This is a genomic window from Pseudomonas sp. NFIX49, assembly GCF_900115915.1.
GTDB classification, from domain to species: domain Bacteria; phylum Pseudomonadota; class Gammaproteobacteria; order Pseudomonadales; family Pseudomonadaceae; genus Aquipseudomonas; species Aquipseudomonas pharyngis.
This window is the reverse complement of the sequence record NZ_FOYE01000002.1, coordinates 285,696-306,404: the sequence shown is the minus strand read 5'-3', so window position 1 is coordinate 306,404 and position 20,709 is coordinate 285,696. Positions and strand designations below refer to the sequence as shown.

The following is a 20,709-nucleotide window of genomic DNA, read 5'->3' as shown; positions in this document are numbered from 1 at the left end:
GGTGGTACCCATTCCATCCGATCCGGAGCGCGCCGTGAAAGAAATCACTCAACTGGCGGCCGAACTTGGCCGACGTCTGCAATTGCTCAATGCCCACGTCACTACGGCCGAGTCCTGTACCGGTGGCGGGATTGCCGAAGCCATCACCCGCATTCCTGGGAGTTCGGCGTGGTTCGAGGCGGGTTACGTGACCTACTCCAACCGCCAGAAAACTCAGCAATTGAATGTGCCGACGGAGCTGTTCGGCACCGTGGGTGCGGTCAGTCGCGAGGTGGTCGAGGCCATGGTGCGGGGCGCCCAGGAAAAAAGCCTGGCGCGGTTTGCCGTGGCGGTCAGCGGTGTGGCCGGGCCGGACGGTGGTTCGCCGAACAAACCGGTGGGCACCGTATGGCTGGCGTGGGGCGTGGGCGACCAGATTTCCAGTGAGGTCCAGCACTTCTCCGGCAACCGCGACGAAGTTCGCCGACAAACGGTGAAGGCCGCGCTAGAGGGCTTGCTGCGACTAGCGGCACGAGAAATCGAAAATCAGGGGTAGGCGATCCGTGAACGCTGTGGAATAATACTGGCTACTTATACAGGTGTTGGCCGTCAGGCCTTATTGATTACGTGAGGACTTTAATGGACGACAACAAGAAGAAAGCCTTGGCTGCGGCCCTGGGTCAGATCGAACGTCAATTCGGCAAGGGTGCCGTAATGCGTATGGGCGATCAGGACCGTCAGGCGATCCCGGCCATTTCCACCGGCTCTCTGGGTCTGGACATCGCACTCGGCATCGGCGGCCTGCCAAAAGGCCGTATCGTTGAAATCTACGGTCCTGAATCTTCCGGTAAAACCACACTGACGCTGTCCGTGATCGCCCAGGCTCAAAAAGCTGGCGCGACCTGCGCCTTCGTCGACGCCGAACACGCCCTCGACCCTGAGTACGCCGGCAAGTTGGGCGTCAACGTCGACGACCTGCTGGTTTCCCAGCCGGACACCGGCGAACAGGCCCTGGAAATCACCGACATGCTGGTGCGCTCCAACGCCGTTGACGTGATCATCGTCGACTCCGTGGCCGCTCTGGTGCCAAAGGCTGAAATCGAAGGCGAAATGGGTGACATGCACGTGGGCCTGCAAGCCCGTCTGATGTCCCAGGCGCTGCGTAAAATCACCGGTAACATCAAGAACGCCAACTGCCTGGTGATCTTCATCAACCAGATCCGCATGAAGATCGGCGTGATGTTCGGCAGCCCGGAAACCACCACCGGTGGTAACGCGCTGAAGTTCTACGCCTCGGTTCGTCTCGACATCCGCCGTACTGGCGCGGTGAAGGAAGGCGACGAAGTGGTCGGCAGCGAAACCCGCGTCAAGGTTGTGAAGAACAAGGTGGCTTCGCCGTTCCGTCAGGCCGAGTTCCAGATTCTCTACGGCAAGGGTATTTACCTGAACGGCGAGATGATCGACCTGGGCGTACTGCACGGTTTCGTCGAGAAGTCCGGCGCCTGGTATGCCTATGAAGGCACCAAGATCGGTCAGGGCAAGGCCAACTCGGCCAAGTTCCTGGCGGACAACCCGGAAGTCGCGGCCAAGCTCGAGAAGCAACTGCGTGACAAGCTGCTGTCGCCAGCCGTGATCGCCGACTCCAAGGCTTCTGCGGTCAAAGAGACCGAAGACGACCTGGCTGACGCTGACATCTGATTGCACCGATGACAACCGCCGTACTCGATACCCTCGTCGCGGTGCGGCGAACCGCCATGGACCTGCTCGCACGCCGCGAGCATGGTCGAGTCGAGCTGACGCGTAAACTGCGTCAGCGTGGCGCTCCCCCCGAGATGATCGAAACAGCCCTCGACCGTTTGACGGAAGAAGGGCTGCTTTCCGAAGCCCGTTATCTTGAAAGCTTTGTTTCCTATCGCGCCCGCTCCGGTTACGGCCCACTGCGGATTCGCGAAGAACTGAGCCAACGCGGTTTGCAACGCGCCGATATCGAACTCGCCTTGCGTGAGAGCGGTATCAACTGGCAGGAGCAGCTAACGGACACGTGGCAACGGAAGTTCTCCGGACAGCTTCCCGGCGATGCCAAGGAACGCGCCAGACAAGGTCGATTCCTGGCGTATCGGGGATTCTCGATGGAGATGATCAACCGTTTGTTCAGCGGCAGAGGGATGGACGATTAAATCGCTCCAGCTTCAGCTCAGCTTCATCTAAAAAATAAAAACGGCCCGCTATTTCGATAGCGGGCCGTTTTTTTTTGCCTTCACGTAACCTTCGACGGTTCGCGGGTGCGTTGCGCGGTCTGGGGTTTTGACTGGGCCCAGTTTTCCGGCAGGTTGATGTAGTCCACCAGTTCCCGCAGACGCCCGTGATTTCGCGCATTGAAGGCAAATGCCAGGCGCGTCAGGTGGCTGAATTGAGCCTCGTCGTGTTTTTCGCCAGCGTAGGCGTGTTGATGGAACTGATCGCTCAGGCACAGATCGGCAAAAGCCTCCTGCATATGGTCGAGGGCCTGATCGCTAAGTTTGTGATTCATGCGAATGACAAACTGGCGCTTGAGCCAGCGGCTGGAATGGAAGTTGCCGTAGAACTGGTTGATCTGCTCCACCGCCTCTTCAACGTTGTAGACCAGGCGCATCAGCTTCAGGTCGGTCGGCAGGATGTAGCGGTTTTCCTCCAATTGCTGACGGATGAAATCCAGCGCGCCTTGCCAGAACGTCCCGCCCGGTGCGTCCAGCAGAACCACCGGCACCAGGGGACTTTTGCCGGTCTGGATCAGCGTGAGCACTTCCAGCGCTTCGTCCAGGGTGCCAAACCCACCGGGGCACAACACCAGCGCGTCGGCTTCCTTGACGAAGAACAGCTTGCGGGTGAAGAAGAAATGGAACGGCAGCAGGTTGTTGGTACCGTCCACCGTGGGGTTGGCATGTTGCTCGAAGGGCAGGGTGATGTTGAAGCCCAGGCTGTGATCGCGGCCGGCACCTTCATGAGCGGCGGCCATGATTCCGCCGCCGGCACCGGTGATGACCATCATGTTCGAGCGAGCCAGCGATGCCCCGAGTTCCCGAGCCATGGCGTAAAGGGGATGTTCGACCGGTGTACGAGCCGAGCCGAACACCGTGACCTTGCGTCGTCCCTTGAACTGTTCGAGCGTGCGAAAGGCCTGTTCCAGTTCGCGCAGGGCTTGCAGGGTGATCTTGGCGTTCCAGCGGTTGTGGTCTTCCTGGGCCATGCGCAGCACGGTCAGGATCATGTCGCGGTAGATGGGGGAATTCGGGCTGTTGGGTGACACCAGGTTGAGTTGTTCTTCGACCTTGCTGATGAGGTCGTGGCCGCTTTCCTGAAAATGACGGCTGAGCAGGTCATTCGGTTGGTAAGGCATGCAACTTCTCCTTCTGCACAGAGCTTCCGGCCCTGACGTGCGACGTCAGTGCCGCGCTGCAAGAAAACAAACAGCCGGCAGCTCCTTTCCTGCCGTTAATAAAAGATCGGGAATACGTTGAATCTAGACCCTCAATGCATTTTTCGCTCACTGAGCATCGCGCCGCAAAGTCTTTGCTGGCAACTGCTTATTGCCGCTTTGCGAGGTGTTTTCACCGCTCGTCCGATGCAGCGTCGAGGGCTGAATGCTCTGATTTACTAAGTTAAAGGCGCCTTACGACAACTTTGCGTCAACGAGCGTACGCAAGGTGCACGCTATTCAAGGATTTGCGGGTGGCAAGGAGGCGGGACACATGGCCAGAGTCATTCTGGAGATCGATGCGCAGCTGTATCGATTGTTGAAAGCATCGGCCGAGACCAACCATGTGAGTCTCGAAGAGGAGTGCTGCCGACGCCTGGCGGGAGGGGAGCGCCGCTCGCGTTACTTGCAGGCCTTGTTGGCCGAGCTGCGCGCCGAGGATGAACAGCGGCGCGCCACGTCGAGATGATTACTTCTTCTTCGCTGGAGCCGCTTTCGGGCAATCCGATTCCTGGTAGCTGGCGGAGCCGATCGCCTTGTTGGTTTTCACTTCGGTGAAGTCGTAACGCATGATCGCGCCCTTGGCCATCAGCTTGCGGTACGACGGGTTGTTGCAGACCGAAGCGCCCAGCTGGAAATACACGGCTTTGGGATCGGCGCGCATTTTGTCGGCGTGGCTCTTTTGCACGCTCAGGTGATTGACCAGCGTGGTGCCTTCGACGGTGTAGCCCTGATCAAGAATGTCTTCGTTGATCGCCCGTGGCGTGCCGACGCTGCTTTGTGCGGCGACATTGCGCAGCTCTCGGTTCAGATTCTGCTCACTCAGGGATGCAGCCTGAGCGCTGAAGGACGAAGCCAGCAGAATGGCAGCGGTGGGAACGATAAGGCGCAGCATGAAACTCTCCTGGTTCAGTGACTGGTGGTTCGACCAGCCACGTGACTGTGCGTTCAGTGGCGGCGAATTATAGGGGAGCCGGTCGGGAGGGTACAGGCTTGTCCCCGTCGCTCTGGTAAACTGCCGCCCTTTATTGCCCTGCCGAGTGTCGTTCGTGTCGAGTTTTCCTGTCTGCCGGTGCCGCCTGCGATGAATCATGCCCCCAACGCCGTGGCCCGCCTGCGCGATCAGCGCGAGGACGAAGGCATCAAGCCGATCCAGGCCCGTGGCTTTCGTTCCCCGCGCTGCCGCGATTGCCGGGTGATCATCAGCCATTGCCTGTGTGCCTGGCGGCCGACGGTTGATGCGCGCTCTGGCGTTTGCCTGATCATGACCGGCAAGGAAGTGTTCAAGCCGAGCAATACCGGCTGGTTGATCGCCGACATCGTGCGCGACAACCATGCCTTCATCTGGTCGCGGACCGAGCCCGACGAGCAACTGCTGGCGCTGCTGAACGACCCGCAATGGCAGCCGTATCTGGTGTTTCCCGGCGAGTACGTCGAACCTTCGCGGGTGACCAACACCGTGGATCTCGATAGCAGCAAGCGCCCGCTGTTCATTCTGCTGGACGCAACCTGGACCGAAGCCCGGAAGATATTCCGCAAGAGCCCGTATTTCGACCGTTTGCCGATCCTGAGCCTGTTACCCGACAAACTCTCGCGCTATCGCCTGCGCCGCTCGACCCGCAGCGAGCACCTGTGCACCGCCGAAGTGGCGGCGCTGTGCCTGGAGCTGGCCGGCGATTCAGACGCGGCGTCGGCGCTGGATGCCTATTTCGATGTGTTCAGCCAGCATTACCTGGGGGCCAAGCAGCAACTGGAGGTCAATGTGTTGACGCCGGCCCACGCCGAATTGCTGCCCTATATCCGAAACGCGGCGCCAGTACCGGCCTGATCCTGGCCCATACTGCTAAAGCAGTGGCCGTGCGGCTTGACCACCCCGGCTTCGCTGGTCATGCTTGGCGCCGATTGGGGTGCGGCCAAGGTTTGAAACGCCGCTTTTGTTCGTGATTGGCGTTGAACGTGCCCCTGTGGATGCCGCTGCCGGGCGGTATCTGGATTTGCTTTGGCACGACCCGAATGCGCGGGCCTGCCATCAAAAACAGGATCATTTGAAAAATGGCCACATACGACATCCTGATTGCCGATGATCACCCTCTTTTTCGTAGCGCACTGCATCAAGCGGTGACGATGGGCCTTGGCCCGGATGTACGCATGGTAGAGGTGGCGAGCATCGCGGAGCTGGAAACCCGCCTGACCGAAAAGGCTGACTGGGATCTGGTGCTGCTGGACCTGAACATGCCGGGTGCTTTCGGGTTTTCCGGGCTGGTGATGCTGCGCGGTCAGTACCCGCAGATTCCGGTGGTGATGGTTTCGGCCCAGGAAGAAGCCTCGGTGATGGTCAAGTCCCGGGAATTCGGCGCCAGTGGCTTCATTCCCAAGTCCAGCGACCTGAGCGTGATTCAGGAAGCGGTGCGCAAAGTGCTGGACGGCGACGTGTTCTGGCCGCCCCAGGCGTTCGAGGCGGTCAGCGTTTCGGATGAAGCCAAGGCCGCCAGCGATGGCCTTGCAAGCCTGACACCGCAGCAGTTCCGGGTGTTGACCATGGTCTGCGAAGGCTTGCTGAACAAGCAGATCGCCTACGAGCTGAGTGTGTCGGAAGCGACCATCAAGGCCCACGTCACGGCGATTTTTCGCAAGTTGAACGTGCGGACCCGGACCCAGGCAGCTTTACTGCTGCAACAACTTGAGTCAATTCCGAGCCAGTAAGCACTGGCGTCTTCACGCTTTTTTGACTTTCGTTGCTCTAGCTTCCCCACTTCATTTCGGTCGGTTATCTACTTTATGTCACCTTTCAAGGGCCAGACGGGCCTGAAACGCATCCTCAACGCTTCCGGTTACTCGCTGGACGGCTTGCGCGCCGCCTTCACCGGCGAAGCGGCTTTCCGGCAACTGGTGCTGCTCAACGTGGTGCTGATTCCGCTGACGTTTTTCCTTGATGTCAGCCGGGTCGAGCAGGCGCTGCTGATCGCCGTGTGCCTGCTGGCGCTGATCGTCGAGCTGTTGAATTCGGCGGTGGAGGCGGCCATCGACCGCATCTCGCTGGAGTTGCACCCGCTGTCCAAGAACGCCAAGGACATGGGCAGTGCCGCGCAATTCGTGGCACTGAGCATGATCGCCCTGGTGTGGGCGGTGATTCTGCTTTAAGCGATGCTCGGCAGAACGATCTCGTCGCTGCGCTGCACCCCGGCGGTGAAGGCGCGGCACAGATCGAGGAATTCGCGCATGGCGGAGGTCTGGTACTTCTGCTTGTGCCAGATGAAGTAGAACTGTCGGGCCAGATCCAGATCCGGCGTCTCCACCGGCACCAGGCTGCCGCGGCGGAAGGCGTCACGCAGCGCCAGACGCGAAATGCAGCCAATCCCCAGACCTGATTCCACCGCGCGTTTGATCGCTTCGGTATGTTCCAGCTCGAGCCGGATGTTCAGCGCGCTGCGGTGATGCCGCATCGCCTGATCGAAGGTCAGGCGCGTCCCCGAACCCTGTTCCCGCAAAATCCACGCTTCATGGGTCAGTTCCTCCATGGTCGCGCTGCCGCGTTTGGCCAACGGATGCTGTGGGGCGCAGAACACCACCAGTTCATCCTCGACCCAACTCTGCACTTCGATGTCCGGGTGGCTGCAATCGCCCTCGATTAGACCCAGATCAATTTCGTAATGAGCCACTTGTTGCACGATATTGGCAGTGTTCTGTACGTGCAGTTTCACCTGGCTTTCGGGGTGGCGCTGCATGAAACCGCCGATCAGCAGGGTCGCCAGGTAATTGCCGATGGTCAGGGTCGCGCCCACCGACAGCGAGCCGAAACCGGATTTGCCGTTAAGCAGGTCTTCGATTTCCTTGGCCTGATCGAGCATGGCCACCGCTTGCGGCAGCAACTGTTTGCCGAGGGCGTTGAGGCTCAGGCGTTTACCGGCGCGGTCGAACAGCTGGCAGCTGGACTGGCGCTCCAGTTCGGTGATGGATGTGCTGGCGGCCGATTGCGACAGGTTGAGCAGACCCGCAGCACGGGACACGCTTTCCTGCTGGGCGACGGCGACGAAGACTTGCAGTTGACGAAGAGTAAATCGCATATCGATATAACCGATAACCCTTATCTTAATAATCCAGTTAACAGATATTGTCGGCGCTATTAGAATGCGATGCAATTGCGCACCGTCGGCATTCTTCAATACGAGCCGGGCAGGCGCAGATCAATCTCCAGGAGTCCCACGTACATGAGCAACATGAACCACGAGCGTGTCCTCAGTGTTCATCACTGGAACGACACTCTGTTCAGCTTCAAGTGCACCCGCGATCCGGGCCTGCGCTTCGAGAACGGTCAGTTCGTGATGATCGGCCTGCAACAGCCAAACGGCCGCCCGCTTATGCGCGCTTACTCGATCGCCAGCCCGAACTGGGAAGAGCATCTCGAGTTCTTCAGCATCAAGGTGCAGGACGGTCCGCTGACCTCCCAGCTGCAGCACCTGAAGGAAGGCGACGAGATCATCATCTCGAAAAAACCGACCGGCACCCTGGTGCTGGACGACCTGAACCCGGGCAAGCACCTGTACCTGCTGAGCACCGGCACCGGTCTGGCGCCGTTCATGAGCGTGATCCAGGACCCGGAAACCTACGAGCGCTTCGAGAAAGTGATCCTGGTTCACGGTGTTCGTTACGTCAACGAAGTCGCCTACCGCGAATTCATCACCGAGCACCTGCCGCAGAACGAGTTCTTCGGCGAGGCGCTGCGTGACAAGCTGATCTATTACCCGACCGTGACTCGCGAGCCGTTCGAGAATCAGGGCCGTCTGACCGATCTGATGCGCAGCGGCAAGCTGTTCAGCGACATCGGCCTGCCACCGATCAACCCGCAGGACGACCGCGCGATGATCTGCGGCAGCCCGAGCATGCTCGACGAGACCAGCGAAGTGCTCGACAGCTTCGGCCTGAAGATCTCGGCGCGTATGCGCGAGCCGGGTGACTACCTGATCGAGCGCGCATTCGTCGAGAAGTAAGCTGTTTATAGGTGACGCAGAGCGTCACTGGATGCATTCCCACGCAGACGGTTCGACGCCTCGACGTGGGAACGATCAGCCCGTGTTGCCTGAGAAGGCAGCGCGGGCTTTTTCGTTTCCGGAGTTCACGCCTCGGCGGGGATGACTTCCAGGACGCGGATCTGCTCAGGCACTGGGTAATGCCAGCGCACATCCAGATCCCAGAACTGCGCGCCGTATTCGCGTTCGGGCGCGGGCGTCTGATAGGCCGGGCGCGGATCCTGGGCCAGGCATTGCTCGATCAACTCGACCAGCGGCTCGGCCAGGCGCTGAGCGTGCGTGTGCGCCTGTTGCAGCGCCGCGTCCGTCCACTGCACGTCGATCAGGTGCGGCGCGGCACTGGCGATGCTGTTGGAGGCGTCAGTAATGATGTCGGCGTACGGCACGTAGGGTTTGATGTCGAGAATCGGCGTGCCGTCCAGCAGGTCGATGCCGGAGATAAACAGGCGATTGGCCTCGACCTTGTCCAGCTTCACCACCGACTGGCCGATGCCATTCGGCCGGTGCGTGGCGCGGGTGGCGAACACGCCCATGGACTTGTTGCCACCGAGACGCGGAGGGCGGACTTTGAGTCGCGGCTTGTCTTCCAGCGCCTGATGGAACAGGAACAGCAGCCAGACATGACTGACCTGCTCCAGCCCCTGCACCGCGTCGCCCTGATCGAACGGTGCCACCAGTTCCAGCACGCCACGGGCGGCGGGGGCCAGTTGCGGCTGGCGCGGGATGGCGAACTTCTCCTTGAAGCAGGAGCGGACGAAGCCGATGGGGGAGACGCTGTAAGTCATGGTGTGCATTCGAAGCGGAGCAGGGCGGGCATGATAACCCGGCAGGCTTCAAGTCTGGTGCTGACAGATCTGGCGCTATCGCCGCATCGCAGCGATAGCTTCACCGCCGATGTCAGAGGCTGAACCCGCCATCCAGCGGAATGATATTCCCGGTCATGTAGGCCCCGGCAGTACTCGCCAGGCTGATCGCCAGTGCTGCCATTTCTTCCTCGCGGCCCCAACGTTTCATCGGAATCAGCGCGGTGTCTTCGGCAAGTGCCTGCTGGTCGTTGCCGATGTGCTGGGTCATCTTGCTCGGGAAACGCCCCGGTGCGATGACGTTGACGTTGATGTGCTGGCTCACCAGTTCCCTAGCGAGAATCCGCGACAGCTGATGCAGGGCAGCCTTGCTCGGCCCGTAGGCGTAGGCCTGTTCACCAAAGGAAGAAATCCCCGCCACCGAGCCGATGTTGATGATCCGCGCCGGATTGGCCGCCGACCCGGATTTACGCAACAACGGCAGAAACTGCTGGATGCAACTGAACACCGAGGTCACGTTGAGCTGCATGACTTTCTCCCAGCCCTTGACCGGGTAGCTTTCCAGCGGCGCGCCCCAGGTGGTGCCGGCGTTGTTCACCAGAATGTCCAGATGAGTGATCTGCTCGCCCAGTCGCGCGGCCAGCTCTTTCACGCCTTCTTCGGTCGCCAGATTCGCCGCCATGCCATGACACGTGCCCAGGGCACTGAGTTCTTCAGCGGTTTGATGACAGGCTTCAGCGTCGCGGGAGCAGACGTACACGCGGGCGCCGGCCTCGACAAAGGCCTTGGCGATCATTTTGCCGATACCGCGGGTGCCGCCGGTCACCAGGGCGGTGCGGCCTTGCAGGGAGAAATACGGGTGCATGGCGAATCCTGAGGGCTAGGGTTCAGTACACCCTAGGCCATGCGGCCAGCTTCGAGCTACAAGTTTCAAGCTGCAAGCAAAGTCAAATGCTTGCAGCTTGCAGCTCGAAACTTGTAGCTGCTTTCTACGCTCTCACGCGGAGCGTGAGCCCCTTGAGGAAATTGCGCAGCAACTGATCGCCACACGGGCGGTAGTTGGTGTGGCCTACCTTGCGGAACAAAGCGCTCAGTTCAGGCTTGGATACCGGGAATTCGGCGGCCTTGAGGATTGCGTGCATGTCGTCTTCCTTCAGTTCGAAGGCCACGCGCAGCTTTTTCAGGATGATGTTATTGGTCACCGGCACTTCGATCGGCAGCGGCGGACGGCTTTCGTCCTTGCCGCGCTTGAAGATCACCAGACCGTCGAGGAAGTGCGCGATGACTTCGTCCGGGCAGCGCACGAAGCCTTCTTCGTCTTCTTCTTTTTTGTCGAGGTACGTCACGACATCAGCCAGCGTGACGTCCAGGCCGCCAAGTTTGATGATCTCGACCACTTTCTTGTCGCTGATGTCGAGCATGTAGCGCACGCTGCGCAGAACGTCGTTGTGAACCATGTGTGCAATCCTGATCTTTTCGCTGTGGGCATCACGCGGGCGCGATGCCGGAAATGTAGGGTGGCTTGCGAGCCTTAGAATTTCTCTTTGCCGGACAGGTAGCGCCACTGGCCGACCGGCACCTTGCCGATGGACACGCCGCCGATGCGGATGCGGCGGATGCCGATGACCTTCAGGCCGACCGCTTCGCAGAACTGGGCGATGATCCCCGGCTGCGGGTTCTTCATGGCGAAGCGCAGACGGTTTTCGTTCTGCCAGCTGGCCTTGACCGGCGGCAGCTCCTTGCCCTTGTGGGTGAGGCCGTGCTGCAGTCGGTTGAGGCCGTGGGCAACCATGTCGCCTTCGACTTCGACCACGTATTCCTGCTCGATCTTGGCCGCGTCGGCGGTGAGCTTGCGCAGCACCTTCCAGTCCTGGGTGAACACCAGCAGGCCGCTGGCCTTGGGTTGCAGGTCGGCGCTGGCGGTCAGGCGCAGGAAATGCCCGCGCAGCGGACGCTTGCCGTAGCGGTGTTCTTCGCTGAGGGTCTCGGCGTTCAGCGACTGCATGGCGCTATCGACATCCATGCCCGCCGGCACGTTGAGCAGGATAGTCACCGGCTCTGGCGCGGTGGCCTTGGCGTCCTTGTCGAGCTCGACTTTCTGGTCGCCGACCTTGAACTGCGGCTCGTCGATGACTTCGCCGTCCACGGTGACCCAGCCGCCCTCGATGAACAGCTCGGCCTCCCGGCGGGAGCAACCGACCAGCTCGATGAGGCGTTTGGAGAGGCGAATCGGGTCAGTCATGACAGGGGCCGTAACAAAAAAGGGGGGGGCATTGTACCTGCCTGGGGCCGGTTAAGCCCGATTGCATTTGCGCCGTGTGGCTTTTAGCCGCGTACCGCGCGCTGCTCCGGTTGTTTCAGACGCATATGCAGCAGTGGATACGGCTGGCCCATGCCATCGACCTCCGAGCGGCCAATCACCTCGAACCCTTGCTTGAAGTAAAACCCCAGGGCCTGCGGATTCTGCTCGTTGACGTCCAGTTCGTCGGCGTTCAGGTGTTCCATCGCGTACTTCAACAGTTTCTTGCCAAGGCCCTGGCCACGATGAGCCGGGTCGATGAACAGCATTTCGATCTTGCCCGCCGCGACACCGGCAAACCCGGTGATGCGCTGGTGGCTGTCCCGGGTGCAGATCAGCATCACCGCATCGAGGTAGCGGGTCAGCACCAGATTCTTCAGCAGCTCGATGTAGGATTCCGGCAGGAAATCATGAGTCGCACGGACCGAGGCCTCCCAGACCCGGGTCAGTTCCTGGTAATCGCTGAGTTTCGGCGTGTGGATGACCGAATGCTGACGCATGCCCGATAGCCTCTTTGTCATGGATGAGGGAGTCCTTCCCCTCACAAACTCTAGCCGTAAAAAAGCCCCGCATCTCGTAAAAGAGAGCGGGGCTTTCTGTATTTTTCGCGCTTAGATCTGTTCGGCCCAGAGGTCGTATTCGTCGGCGTCGGTCACCTTGCACCAGACCTTGTCGCCCGGCTTGAGGTTGCTGCCGTTGTCGATGAACACGTTGCCGTCGATTTCCGGGGCATCGAAGAAGCAGCGGCCGACCGCGCCTTGCTCGTCGACTTCGTCCACCAGCACTTCGATTTCACGGCCGATGCGCATTTGCAGGCGCGCCGAGCTGATGGCCTGCTGGTGCGCCATGAAGCGCTCCCAGCGATCCTGCTTGACGTCGTCCGGAACGATGTCGAGGTTCAGGTCATTGGCCGGCGCGCCTTCGACCGGCGAGTACTGGAAGCAGCCGACGCGGTCGAGCTGGGCTTCGGTCAGCCAGTTCAGCAGGTACTGGAAGTCTTCTTCGGTTTCGCCCGGGAAGCCGACGATGAAGGTCGAACGGATGATCAGGTCCGGGCAGATTTCGCGCCAGTTCTTGATCCGCGCCAGAGTCTTGTCTTCGAACGCCGGGCGTTTCATCGACTTCAGGACTTTCGGGCTGGCGTGCTGGAACGGGATGTCCAGGTACGGCAGGATCTTGCCGGCGGCCATCAGCGGGATCAGTTCGTCGACGTGCGGGTACGGGTAAACGTAGTGCAGACGGACCCAGACGCCGAGGGTGCTCAGCGCTTCGCACAGTTCGGTCATGCGGGTTTTCACCGGCGCGCCGTTCCAGAAAGCGGTGCGGTATTTGACGTCAACGCCGTAGGCGCTGGTGTCCTGGGAAATCACCAGCAGTTCCTTCACGCCGGATTTGACCAGACGCTGGGCTTCGTCGAGCACGTCGCCCACCGGACGGCTGACCAGTTTGCCGCGCATCGACGGGATGATGCAGAAGCTGCAGCTGTGGTTGCAGCCTTCGGAAATCTTCAGGTATGCGTAGTGACGCGGGGTCAGCTTGATGCCTTGCGGCGGCACCAGGTCGATCAGCGGGTTGTGATCCTGCTTCGGCGGCACGACTTCGTGCACGGCGTTGACCACTTGCTCGTACTGCTGCGGACCGGTGACGGCCAGCACGCTCGGGTGCACGTCACGGATGTTGCCTTCTTCCACGCCCATGCAGCCGGTCACGATGACCTTGCCGTTTTCCTTGATCGCTTCGCCGATGACTTCCAGCGATTCGGCCTTGGCCGAGTCGATGAAGCCGCAGGTGTTGACCACGACCACGTCGGCGTCCTGATAGGTGGACACCACGTCATAGCCTTCCATGCGCAGCTGGGTCAGGATGCGCTCGGAGTCGACCAGTGCTTTCGGGCAACCCAGAGAAACGAAGCCAACCTTTGGATTGGCCGGCGCAGGAGTGGTGGACATGTCTAACCTCGGTGTTTTGTGACATCGATTACCTTGTTCAGGAATCGACGGACGGGCGCTTGAACTGCGCCTCTGATCAAAAAGTGCGCAATTCTAGCGACGAGCAGCGCACTTGACCAGCTTTATGCAGGGAAATACGACGAGTGCTGCGCTATGCTTCGCGCCGTTGCGCTTTACTGAATTTTTACAGTCAAGAAAACGTCTGTTACAGGGCGTAAAAACGCGCATGCTGCACACAAAGCATAGTGCTTCATATAAGAAGCCGGTCTGGGAATCAGGAGTGTTGGATGGGTCAGGCAAGTAGTCACGCGGCGGGCGCCGAAGGTTCGGCCACCAAGCCGCTGAGCATGCTGGTCGCGGCGGTCGGGGTAGTTTACGGCGACATCGGCACGAGCCCGTTGTACACCCTCAAAGAAGTGTTTTCCGGCGCTTACGGTGTGCCCGTCAATCACGACGGAGTGCTCGGCATTCTGTCGCTGATTTTCTGGTCGCTGATCTGGGTCGTTTCAATCAAGTACATGATGTTCGTCCTGCGCGCCGACAACCAGGGCGAGGGCGGGATCATGGCGCTCACCGCGCTGGCCCGGCGGGCAGCGGCGGGGCGCAAGCGATTGCGCACGTTGCTGGTGGTTTGCGGGCTGATCGGCGCGGCGCTGTTCTATGGCGACAGCATGATCACCCCGGCGATTTCCGTGCTCTCGGCCATTGAAGGTCTGGGCCTGGCCTTCGACGGCATCGACCACTGGGTCGTGCCGCTGTCGCTGGTGGTGCTGGTGGCGCTGTTTCTGATCCAGAAGCACGGCACGGCGCGGATCGGCATTCTGTTCGGGCCGATCATGGTCACCTGGTTCCTGGTGCTCGGCGCCCTCGGCGTCTACGGTATCAGCCACTACCCGGAAGTGCTGCACGCGATGAACCCGGTCTGGGCCGTGCGCTTTTTCATGGTTCATACCGGCATGGGCGTGGCGATCCTCGGCGCCGTGGTGCTGGCGCTGACCGGTGCCGAAGCGCTGTACGCCGACATGGGCCACTTCGGTCGCAAGCCGATTGCCCGTGCGTGGTTCCTGCTGGTGCTGCCGGCGCTGGTGCTGAACTACTTCGGTCAGGGCGCCTTGTTGCTGGAGAACCCGGACGCCGCGCGCAACCCGTTCTACCTGCTGGCGCCGAGCTGGGCGCTGATTCCGCTGGTCGGTCTGTCGACCCTGGCCACGGTGATCGCCTCCCAGGCGGTGATTTCCGGCGCGTTCTCCCTGACCCGTCAGGCGATCCAGCTCGGTTACATCCCGCGCATGTACATCCAGCACACCTCCAGCGACGAGCAGGGCCAGATCTACATCGGTGCGGTGAACTGGTCGCTGATGGTCGGCGTCGTGTTGCTGGTGATCGGCTTCGAATCCTCCGGCGCACTGGCCTCGGCCTACGGCGTGGCAGTGACTGGCACGATGCTGATGACCACGATTCTGGTCTCGGCAGTCATGTTGCTGCTGTGGAAATGGCCACCGATTCTGGCGGTGCCGGTGCTGATCGGCTTCCTGCTGGTGGACGGTCTGTACTTCGCCGCCAACGTGCCGAAAATCGTCCAGGGCGGTGCCTTCCCGGTGATCGCCGGTATCGCGCTGTTCGTGCTGATGACCACCTGGAAGCGCGGCAAGCAACTGCTGGTCGAGCGCCTCGACGAAGGCGCGCTGCCGCTGCCGATCTTCATCAGCAGCATCCGCGTGCAGCCACCGCACCGTGTGCAGGGCACAGCCGTGTTCCTCACCGCCCGCTCCGACGCCGTGCCGCACGCGCTGTTGCACAACCTGCTGCACAACCAGGTGCTGCATGAGCAAGTGGTGCTGCTGACGGTGGTCTACGAAGACATCCCGCGCGTCCCACCATCCCGACGTTTCGAAGTCGAAGCCCACGGCGAAGGCTTCTTCCGGGTGATCCTGCACTTCGGCTTCACCGACGAACCGGACGTGCCGCAGGCGCTGAAACTGTGCCATCTGGACGACCTCGATTTCAGCCCGATGCGCACCACCTACTTCCTCAGCCGCGAAACGGTCATCGCCTCGAAACTCGAAGGCATGGCCCGTTGGCGTGAAGCGTTGTTTGCGTTCATGTTGAAGAATGCCAATGGGAACCTGCGGTTCTTCAATCTGCCGCTGAATAGGGTGATTGAGTTGGGGACGCAGGTGGAGATGTAAACCGGCGTCATCAAAAAGCCCCCGTCAGCCTTGTGGCTGGCGGGGGCTTTTTCGTTTTTGTGCCGTTACATGCTTTCTGGCAGTTCTGCCTCAGATTCGGTCTTCGTTCGCGCAGGTCGCGGCATCAGGGCCTTCATCACGTCGTCGACCAAGGCCTTGCCGATTATCGTCAGGTAATGCGCGGCCCAGGCGTGGCGGTCGCTTTCCTTGTCGTAGGCGGCTTCCTCGGCGAAGGATTTGGCGAGGAACAACAGGTCTGAAGCCTGGGACAGTGCTTCGACGATGGGGACGCCGGAGCGAACGTTGAGTAACGCCTGATCCGAGCTGTAGAGGAAAGAGGTGAAACCGATGGTCGTCAGGTCTGAAGGTGATGAAGGACTTTGTTTGCTCATTGTTTCGCTCCATAAAACGAGGAGCTGCCGCATTCGTTACCACACGAATGGGTGGCAGCTGTACGCAGGGTGGTAAACCGGGGGAGCAAAGAAACCGGCAGACCCGAAGGTCTCCCACGCACAGCCGCCATGACTCGAATTGCAGGCATAAAAACACCTGAGCCGTGTTTGGAATGCTGTTGCACTTTGCCTTGCCGGGTTACCACACCCGATCACTGAAATAGTCAGCGACCTCTGGAGAGTATCCCGTCGAAAAACAGTGCAATAGGGCGGCAAAGTGCCCAAACACGAGATTAGGAGTTTGCCTACAAGGTATGCGGACGTCATCTGATATTGCGACACCAGACGTAAACGAAACTAAACGTTGATGGCGGTTTTGCGCGGCTTTGGTGCGGCAGATGAATGTGGAGTTGACGACTCGAAAAGGCCAATGAAGCAGGTGTCCACGTTTTATGGAATGTGGACACCTGGCGTTTTCAGTTTCATGAAGAGTCAAGCATTGAATGAAAAAGCCCCCGCAACCATAAGGCTGCGGGGGCTTTTTGGTGGTGCGCTTCAGATCACTCTTCCGCCACCTGCGCCGTGTTCTGGCGCTTCTCGATCAAGTCCACAAGACGCTTGGCCAGCGCCGGGTAGTTCTCGTCGAAGTGATGGCCGCCAGGCAGTTTCACTGCTTCGCCCACCGCGGTTTTGTCGGTGCAGCCGCTTTCATCGGTTTCTTCTTCACCGTAGATGCACACGACCTTGGCCGGTGGCAGCTTGGCCATTTCCGGGCCGGTGGCGGCTTCTTTGCCGGCGTTGCCGAGCCAGCCTTCGACTTCGATTTCGAAGCTGCCGGTGCGGGCGAAGGCCAGCAGGATGATTGCGTCGACGCGTTGCTGCTCGGTTTCCGGCAGGCGGTTGTAGATGGCCGGGAGGACGTCGGCGCCGAACGAGTAGCCGGTCAGGATGAAGCGCTTGGTGCCCCATTTCTGGCGGTAGTGCTGCATCAGTTCGGTCAGGTCCAGCGCGCTCTGTTCCGGGCTCTTGTGCTGCCAGTAGTAGCGCAGGGTGTCGATGCCGACGACCGGGTAGCCGATCTTGGCCATTTCTCCGGCCACGTCGCGGTCCAGATCGCGCCAGCCGCCGTCACCGGACAGGAACAGGGTCACGGTGTCCTTGGCCTGGCCGGCCGGGACTTCCACCACCGGGATCTGCAGACCACCGTTGGCCTTGTCGCCGCCGACGAGGATCTTGCGCAGTTCGTTGTTCAGCACTTGCGGCAGGTTGATGTCGTAGTCGCTGATGCTGGTTTCGGCGTTCGGTTGGTCGCGCACGAAACCGGCGCTGGTGTCGTCCGGGTTGTCGTTCCACGCCACCAGCCAGTGGCCGTGGGCGGCGGCTTTCGGCAGCAGGTGGGTGCAGCCGGGTTTTTCCAGGGCCAGGTCGACGGAGACGGCCTGGGCCTTGTCGTCTTTCTGTTCGGACAGCCAGCGCCACGCCAAGACGGCGCCGGGGCCGATGCCGCTGACCAGGGTCGCCGGGCCGTTCAGTTCACGCAAGCCGGCTTGCAGGGCACGGCTTTGCAGCAGGCAGTCCTTGGGCAGGATCACCTGGACGATCTGCGCCGAGGCGCTGCGGCTCAGGGTGGTCAGTTGCTTGTCACTGAGCTTCTGGTCGTCGTTGACCGCCACCAGCACCTGAGCCTTGGGCTTGGTGCCAGGGATGACCCGGGTCATGGCAGCACCGTCGGCCGGGGTGAGCTGTTCGAGGGTCGGTTCCGGTGCCGGGCGTTTGAGGTACCAGAAACCGCCACCGGCAATCGCGGCCAGCACCAGCAGTGCGACCAGGATGTACTTCAGGGAGCGTTGAATCATCAGCGTTTCACCAATCCAGTCAAGCCGCCCGCGATCAGGGCAGCAGTGTCGGCCAGCGCCACCAGCGGATCCAGTCCGGCGGGCACGGCCATATAACGGGGTTCCCAGTCAGGCTGGAACTTGTCTTTGAAGCGGCGCAAGCCTTGGAAGTTGTACAGCTGCTCACCACGGCGGAAAACCATCGAGCCCAGACGCTGGGTCAGCGGTGCCCCGCGCCGGGGTTGCAACCCCGACAGCGGCACCATGCCCAGGCTGAAGCGCGCGTATCCGTGACTCTTATAGTGTTGAATCAGACCGACCATCATGAATTCCATGGTCAGCTTGGGGGCGTCCGGGTGCGCGCGCATCAGGTCGAGACTGGCCAGGTCGTGGCTGTAGGTCTCGAGCAGGTTGGCGAACGCTACCGGACGCCCTTCGAAGCGAATCACCGCGATGCGGAAATGCTTCAGGTAATCGTCGCTGAAACGGCCAAGGGAGAAGCCTTTCTCGCGCACGTTCTTGCCGGTCAGCCAGGCATCGGAAATCACCTTGAGCTCATCCATTGGCGCCTGGCCCGGCTCATGGATTTCCAGTGACAGGCCATCGCGAGTGCCACGGTTCCAGGTGTAGCGCAGGTCCTTCATCTCCTTGCCCTTGGCTTCCAGGTCAAAGCGATGCAGATCGACCCGGGCTTCCTCGCCCAGCTTGATCGCGGTCAGGCCGATGTCCATGTAGTACGGCAGGTTCTCGGCGCGCACCTGATAGAACACCGGGCGGGCGTGGTGGATGTCGCACAGGTCGCGGAATTGCCAGATCATCTCGGCCCGTTGCTGGCCGGGGCCGATCGGGTCGTACAGGGCCACCAGACTGCGACCGCGGCGGGCGTACATCAGGAAGGCTTCGTCGTTGGGATGAAACAGCAGCGCCTTGTCACCGGTCAGGGCCAGGCCGCCGTCCGGTTGCGAGGAGGCCATCAGAATCTTCGAGGCGCGTTCCAGCTCATCGGGTGTCGGCAGATGGATCACCGGGCGAGCGGTGCGCAGCAGCCAGGTCAGGGCGATCACCAGTAGCAATACGGCGGCGCCGAGCAGCGAGCGCAGGCCGCGCGGGGCGTCGGCGTCGAGGGTGAACTGCCACCACAGTTGATGGCTGTACGGAACGTCCTGATAAGCGAACAGCAGCAGCCAGGTCGAAGCACCGAGTACGCACAGGCTGGCCACCAGATACAGCGGCGAGAACGGCAGTTCGGTCAGACGGCTCGGGCGGTAGAACGAGCGACGGAACACCCCCAGCAGCGCGGCGGTGAGGGTCATCAGGGTCGCTTCTTCCCAGTCGAAACCCTTGAGCAGCGAGAGCAGGGCGCCCACCAGCAACAGAATGGTGGTCAGCATCCACGCCGCCGACAACCGGCGACGCAAGCCCTGGGCGAGCATCAGGCACAGCACGCCGATCAGGCTGGCGCCAAAGTGCGAGGCGTCGACCAGGCGGTGAGGAATCAGAAAGCCGATGTGTTCCAGACGGGTGTCGATCTCTGGCGTCGCGCCGGAAAACAGCAGCACCACGCCGGACAGGAACACCAGCACCGCGAGAATCGGTGCCGCCAGACCGGAAGCCGCACGCATGGTCTGCGACTGAAACAGGCGCTGGCCTTCGTTGAGCAGCAACAGCACGCACGCCACCAGCAACGGCAGCACCACATAGATCAGGCGATATAGCAGCAGAGCGGCAGCCAGTGGAGCGGCGCCGAGCTTGTCGGCGAACGCCGCGAGCAGAATCGCTTCGAAGACCCCCACGCCACCCGGAACGTGACTGAGTACGCCCGCCGCCAGCGCCAGCAGATAAACCAGCAGGAACGCACCGAAGGGCGGCGCTTCCGGCAGCAGCAGATAAAGGACGGTCGCAGCGGCGGCGACGTCGAGGGCGGTGATGACCAGTTGCAGGAACGTCAGGCGACGACCCGGCAGGCGCAGGGTGCGACGACCGGCCCGGACCAGCAGGTTGTCCGGATAAGGTTGTTCCGGCAGGCGACGGCGATAGATGCCGATGGCCAGGATCGCGCCGAGCAGCAGCACCACGCCGGCAATCGTCCCCAACAAGGTCTCGGACAACCCCAGTGCCTGCGATGCAGCAGGCAGGTTGCTCAGGGTCGCAAGAGCAGCCAGCGGCGGCAGGGCGCAGCCCAGCGACAGGCTGGCGAACAGGGTCATGTGCGCGACTTCGGAAGCGCCCAGGCCATGCCGTGCATATAAACGGTAACGCACCGAACCACCGGACAGCATCGACAGGCCGATGGCGTTGCCGATGGCAAACGCGGTGAAGCCGCCAAGGGCCAGAACTTTCGGTGCCAGCGTCACGCGGGCATAACGACTGGCCGACCATTCATAGCCGAGCAGAATAATGAAGCCGACGACCGTCGCACCGAGGGCGCCGAGCAGGGCCGGTTTCGGCACGTCGAGAATCGAGTCGTGCAGGGCGTCGAGATCGAGTTCGCTGAGCAGATGGCGACAGGCAATCAGCGCGATGGCGAACAGCAGCAAAGTGACCGCCAGACCGATCGGCTGCCGGTATTTGCTGATCCGATCCAGCAGGCGCAGACGCTCAGGCTTGATCGGTGGGGTCGCTGTGACGGTGTCTTGTGAATCAGACGAGTTGGCGCGCATCAATCACCTCTTGGATTGTGCGCGACAGGATGGAGGTATCCAGCCAAGTAACCAATCCCTGTAGAAAAAAATAATCACAAAATACTACGCCTCTCACCGGGTATCGGCGAGGGCAGCTCCTG

21 protein-coding genes are annotated in these 20,709 nt (G+C 61.0%); 9 read left to right on the top strand and 12 right to left on the bottom strand.

Features of this window, described 5'->3' with window-relative positions:
• Positions 1–34 precede the first annotated feature (34 nt).
• From BMZ46_RS05830 to recX, 3 genes are all read left to right on the top strand, one after another.
• Complete coding sequence (locus BMZ46_RS05830) at positions 35–535, top strand: CinA family protein (protein WP_074691357.1); 501 nt, start codon at positions 35–37, stop codon at positions 533–535.
• Positions 536–618: 83 nt separating this feature from the next.
• Complete coding sequence (gene recA / locus BMZ46_RS05825; RefSeq protein ID WP_003222269.1) at positions 619–1,677, top strand: recombinase RecA; 1,059 nt, start codon at positions 619–621, stop codon at positions 1,675–1,677.
• An 8-nt stretch (positions 1,678–1,685) separates the two neighbouring features.
• On the top strand, positions 1,686–2,156 hold the full coding sequence (recX, locus tag BMZ46_RS05820) for a recombination regulator RecX (protein ID WP_039771298.1): 471 nt from the start codon (positions 1,686–1,688) through the stop codon (positions 2,154–2,156).
• 80 nt (positions 2,157–2,236) lie between these two features.
• Here the strand turns inward: recX and BMZ46_RS05815 are convergent, their stop codons facing one another.
• Positions 2,237–3,355, bottom strand: coding sequence for an LOG family protein (locus tag BMZ46_RS05815; RefSeq protein WP_074691359.1), 1,119 nt, complete (start codon positions 3,353–3,355; stop codon positions 2,237–2,239).
• A gap of 352 nt (positions 3,356–3,707) precedes the next feature.
• Here BMZ46_RS05815 and BMZ46_RS05810 point away from each other — a divergent pair, with 352 nt between their 5' ends.
• Positions 3,708–3,902: a hypothetical protein gene (locus BMZ46_RS05810; protein WP_074691361.1), complete on the top strand. Its 195-nt coding sequence runs from the start codon at positions 3,708–3,710 to the stop codon at positions 3,900–3,902.
• On the opposite strand, the gene BMZ46_RS05805 is transcribed toward BMZ46_RS05810, so the two are convergent.
• The gene (locus BMZ46_RS05805) at positions 3,903–4,328 is read right to left on the bottom strand and encodes a PA3611 family quorum-sensing-regulated virulence factor (RefSeq protein ID WP_011332746.1); all 426 of its coding nucleotides are present in this window, start codon (positions 4,326–4,328) and stop codon (positions 3,903–3,905) included.
• 189 nt (positions 4,329–4,517) lie between these two features.
• Here BMZ46_RS05805 and BMZ46_RS05800 point away from each other — a divergent pair, with 189 nt between their 5' ends.
• The 3 genes from BMZ46_RS05800 to BMZ46_RS05790 all read left to right on the top strand — a co-directional run bounded on the left by BMZ46_RS05800 (position 4,518) and on the right by BMZ46_RS05790 (position 6,574).
• Positions 4,518–5,261, top strand: coding sequence for a tRNA-uridine aminocarboxypropyltransferase (locus BMZ46_RS05800; protein WP_074691363.1), 744 nt, complete (start codon positions 4,518–4,520; stop codon positions 5,259–5,261).
• Positions 5,262–5,485: 224 nt separating this feature from the next.
• Positions 5,486–6,136 carry a response regulator transcription factor ErdR gene (erdR, locus tag BMZ46_RS05795; protein WP_007954938.1) on the top strand — a complete coding sequence of 217 codons (651 nt, stop codon included), beginning with the start codon at positions 5,486–5,488 and terminating at the stop codon, positions 6,134–6,136.
• Between the two features lie 75 nt (positions 6,137–6,211).
• The gene (locus BMZ46_RS05790; protein WP_039771303.1) at positions 6,212–6,574 is read left to right on the top strand and encodes a diacylglycerol kinase; all 363 of its coding nucleotides are present in this window, start codon (positions 6,212–6,214) and stop codon (positions 6,572–6,574) included.
• On the opposite strand, the gene BMZ46_RS05785 is transcribed toward BMZ46_RS05790, so the two are convergent.
• Positions 6,571–7,497: a LysR family transcriptional regulator gene (locus BMZ46_RS05785; RefSeq protein WP_007954941.1), complete on the bottom strand. Its 927-nt coding sequence runs from the start codon at positions 7,495–7,497 to the stop codon at positions 6,571–6,573. The two genes, BMZ46_RS05790 and BMZ46_RS05785, sit on opposite strands and share 4 nt — an antisense overlap.
• 144 nt (positions 7,498–7,641) lie before the next feature.
• On the opposite strand from BMZ46_RS05785, the gene fpr reads away from it, so the two are divergent.
• Positions 7,642–8,421: a ferredoxin-NADP reductase gene (gene fpr / locus BMZ46_RS05780; RefSeq protein ID WP_007908723.1), complete on the top strand. Its 780-nt coding sequence runs from the start codon at positions 7,642–7,644 to the stop codon at positions 8,419–8,421.
• A gap of 125 nt (positions 8,422–8,546) precedes the next feature.
• Here fpr and tsaA read toward each other — a convergent pair whose 3' ends face one another.
• From tsaA to rimO, 6 genes are all read right to left on the bottom strand, one after another.
• Positions 8,547–9,245, bottom strand: a complete 699-nt coding sequence (gene tsaA / locus BMZ46_RS05775; protein ID WP_170844889.1) for a tRNA (N6-threonylcarbamoyladenosine(37)-N6)-methyltransferase TrmO — start codon at positions 9,243–9,245, stop codon at positions 8,547–8,549.
• Between the two features lie 112 nt (positions 9,246–9,357).
• Positions 9,358–10,128, bottom strand: coding sequence for an SDR family oxidoreductase (locus BMZ46_RS05770; RefSeq protein WP_074691367.1), 771 nt, complete (start codon positions 10,126–10,128; stop codon positions 9,358–9,360).
• A gap of 124 nt (positions 10,129–10,252) precedes the next feature.
• The gene (locus tag BMZ46_RS05765) at positions 10,253–10,720 is read right to left on the bottom strand and encodes a YehS family protein (RefSeq protein WP_039771308.1); all 468 of its coding nucleotides are present in this window, start codon (positions 10,718–10,720) and stop codon (positions 10,253–10,255) included.
• A gap of 74 nt (positions 10,721–10,794) precedes the next feature.
• The gene (locus tag BMZ46_RS05760) at positions 10,795–11,505 is read right to left on the bottom strand and encodes an rRNA pseudouridine synthase (protein ID WP_011332751.1); all 711 of its coding nucleotides are present in this window, start codon (positions 11,503–11,505) and stop codon (positions 10,795–10,797) included.
• 83 nt (positions 11,506–11,588) lie between these two features.
• On the bottom strand, positions 11,589–12,062 hold the full coding sequence (locus BMZ46_RS05755; protein WP_064593881.1) for a GNAT family N-acetyltransferase: 474 nt from the start codon (positions 12,060–12,062) through the stop codon (positions 11,589–11,591).
• Positions 12,063–12,173: 111 nt separating this feature from the next.
• Positions 12,174–13,511 carry a 30S ribosomal protein S12 methylthiotransferase RimO gene (gene rimO, locus BMZ46_RS05750; protein ID WP_074691369.1) on the bottom strand — a complete coding sequence of 446 codons (1,338 nt, stop codon included), beginning with the start codon at positions 13,509–13,511 and terminating at the stop codon, positions 12,174–12,176.
• Between the two features lie 347 nt (positions 13,512–13,858).
• Between rimO and BMZ46_RS05745 the strand changes: the two genes are divergently transcribed.
• Positions 13,859–15,700: a potassium transporter Kup gene (locus BMZ46_RS05745; protein ID WP_371855251.1), complete on the top strand. Its 1,842-nt coding sequence runs from the start codon at positions 13,859–13,861 to the stop codon at positions 15,698–15,700.
• Between the two features lie 65 nt (positions 15,701–15,765).
• Here the strand turns inward: BMZ46_RS05745 and BMZ46_RS05740 are convergent, their stop codons facing one another.
• The 3 genes from BMZ46_RS05740 to mprF all read right to left on the bottom strand — a co-directional run bounded on the left by BMZ46_RS05740 (position 15,766) and on the right by mprF (position 20,587).
• Positions 15,766–16,092, bottom strand: a complete 327-nt coding sequence (locus BMZ46_RS05740) for a DUF3077 domain-containing protein (protein ID WP_039771318.1) — start codon at positions 16,090–16,092, stop codon at positions 15,766–15,768.
• Positions 16,093–16,652: 560 nt separating this feature from the next.
• Complete coding sequence (locus BMZ46_RS05735; protein ID WP_074691372.1) at positions 16,653–17,948, bottom strand: virulence factor family protein; 1,296 nt, start codon at positions 17,946–17,948, stop codon at positions 16,653–16,655.
• Positions 17,948–20,587, bottom strand: coding sequence for a bifunctional lysylphosphatidylglycerol flippase/synthetase MprF (gene mprF, locus BMZ46_RS05730; RefSeq protein ID WP_074691373.1), 2,640 nt, complete (start codon positions 20,585–20,587; stop codon positions 17,948–17,950). Before mprF ends, BMZ46_RS05735 begins: the two co-directional genes overlap by 1 nt.
• Between the last annotated feature and the right edge of the window lie 122 nt (positions 20,588–20,709).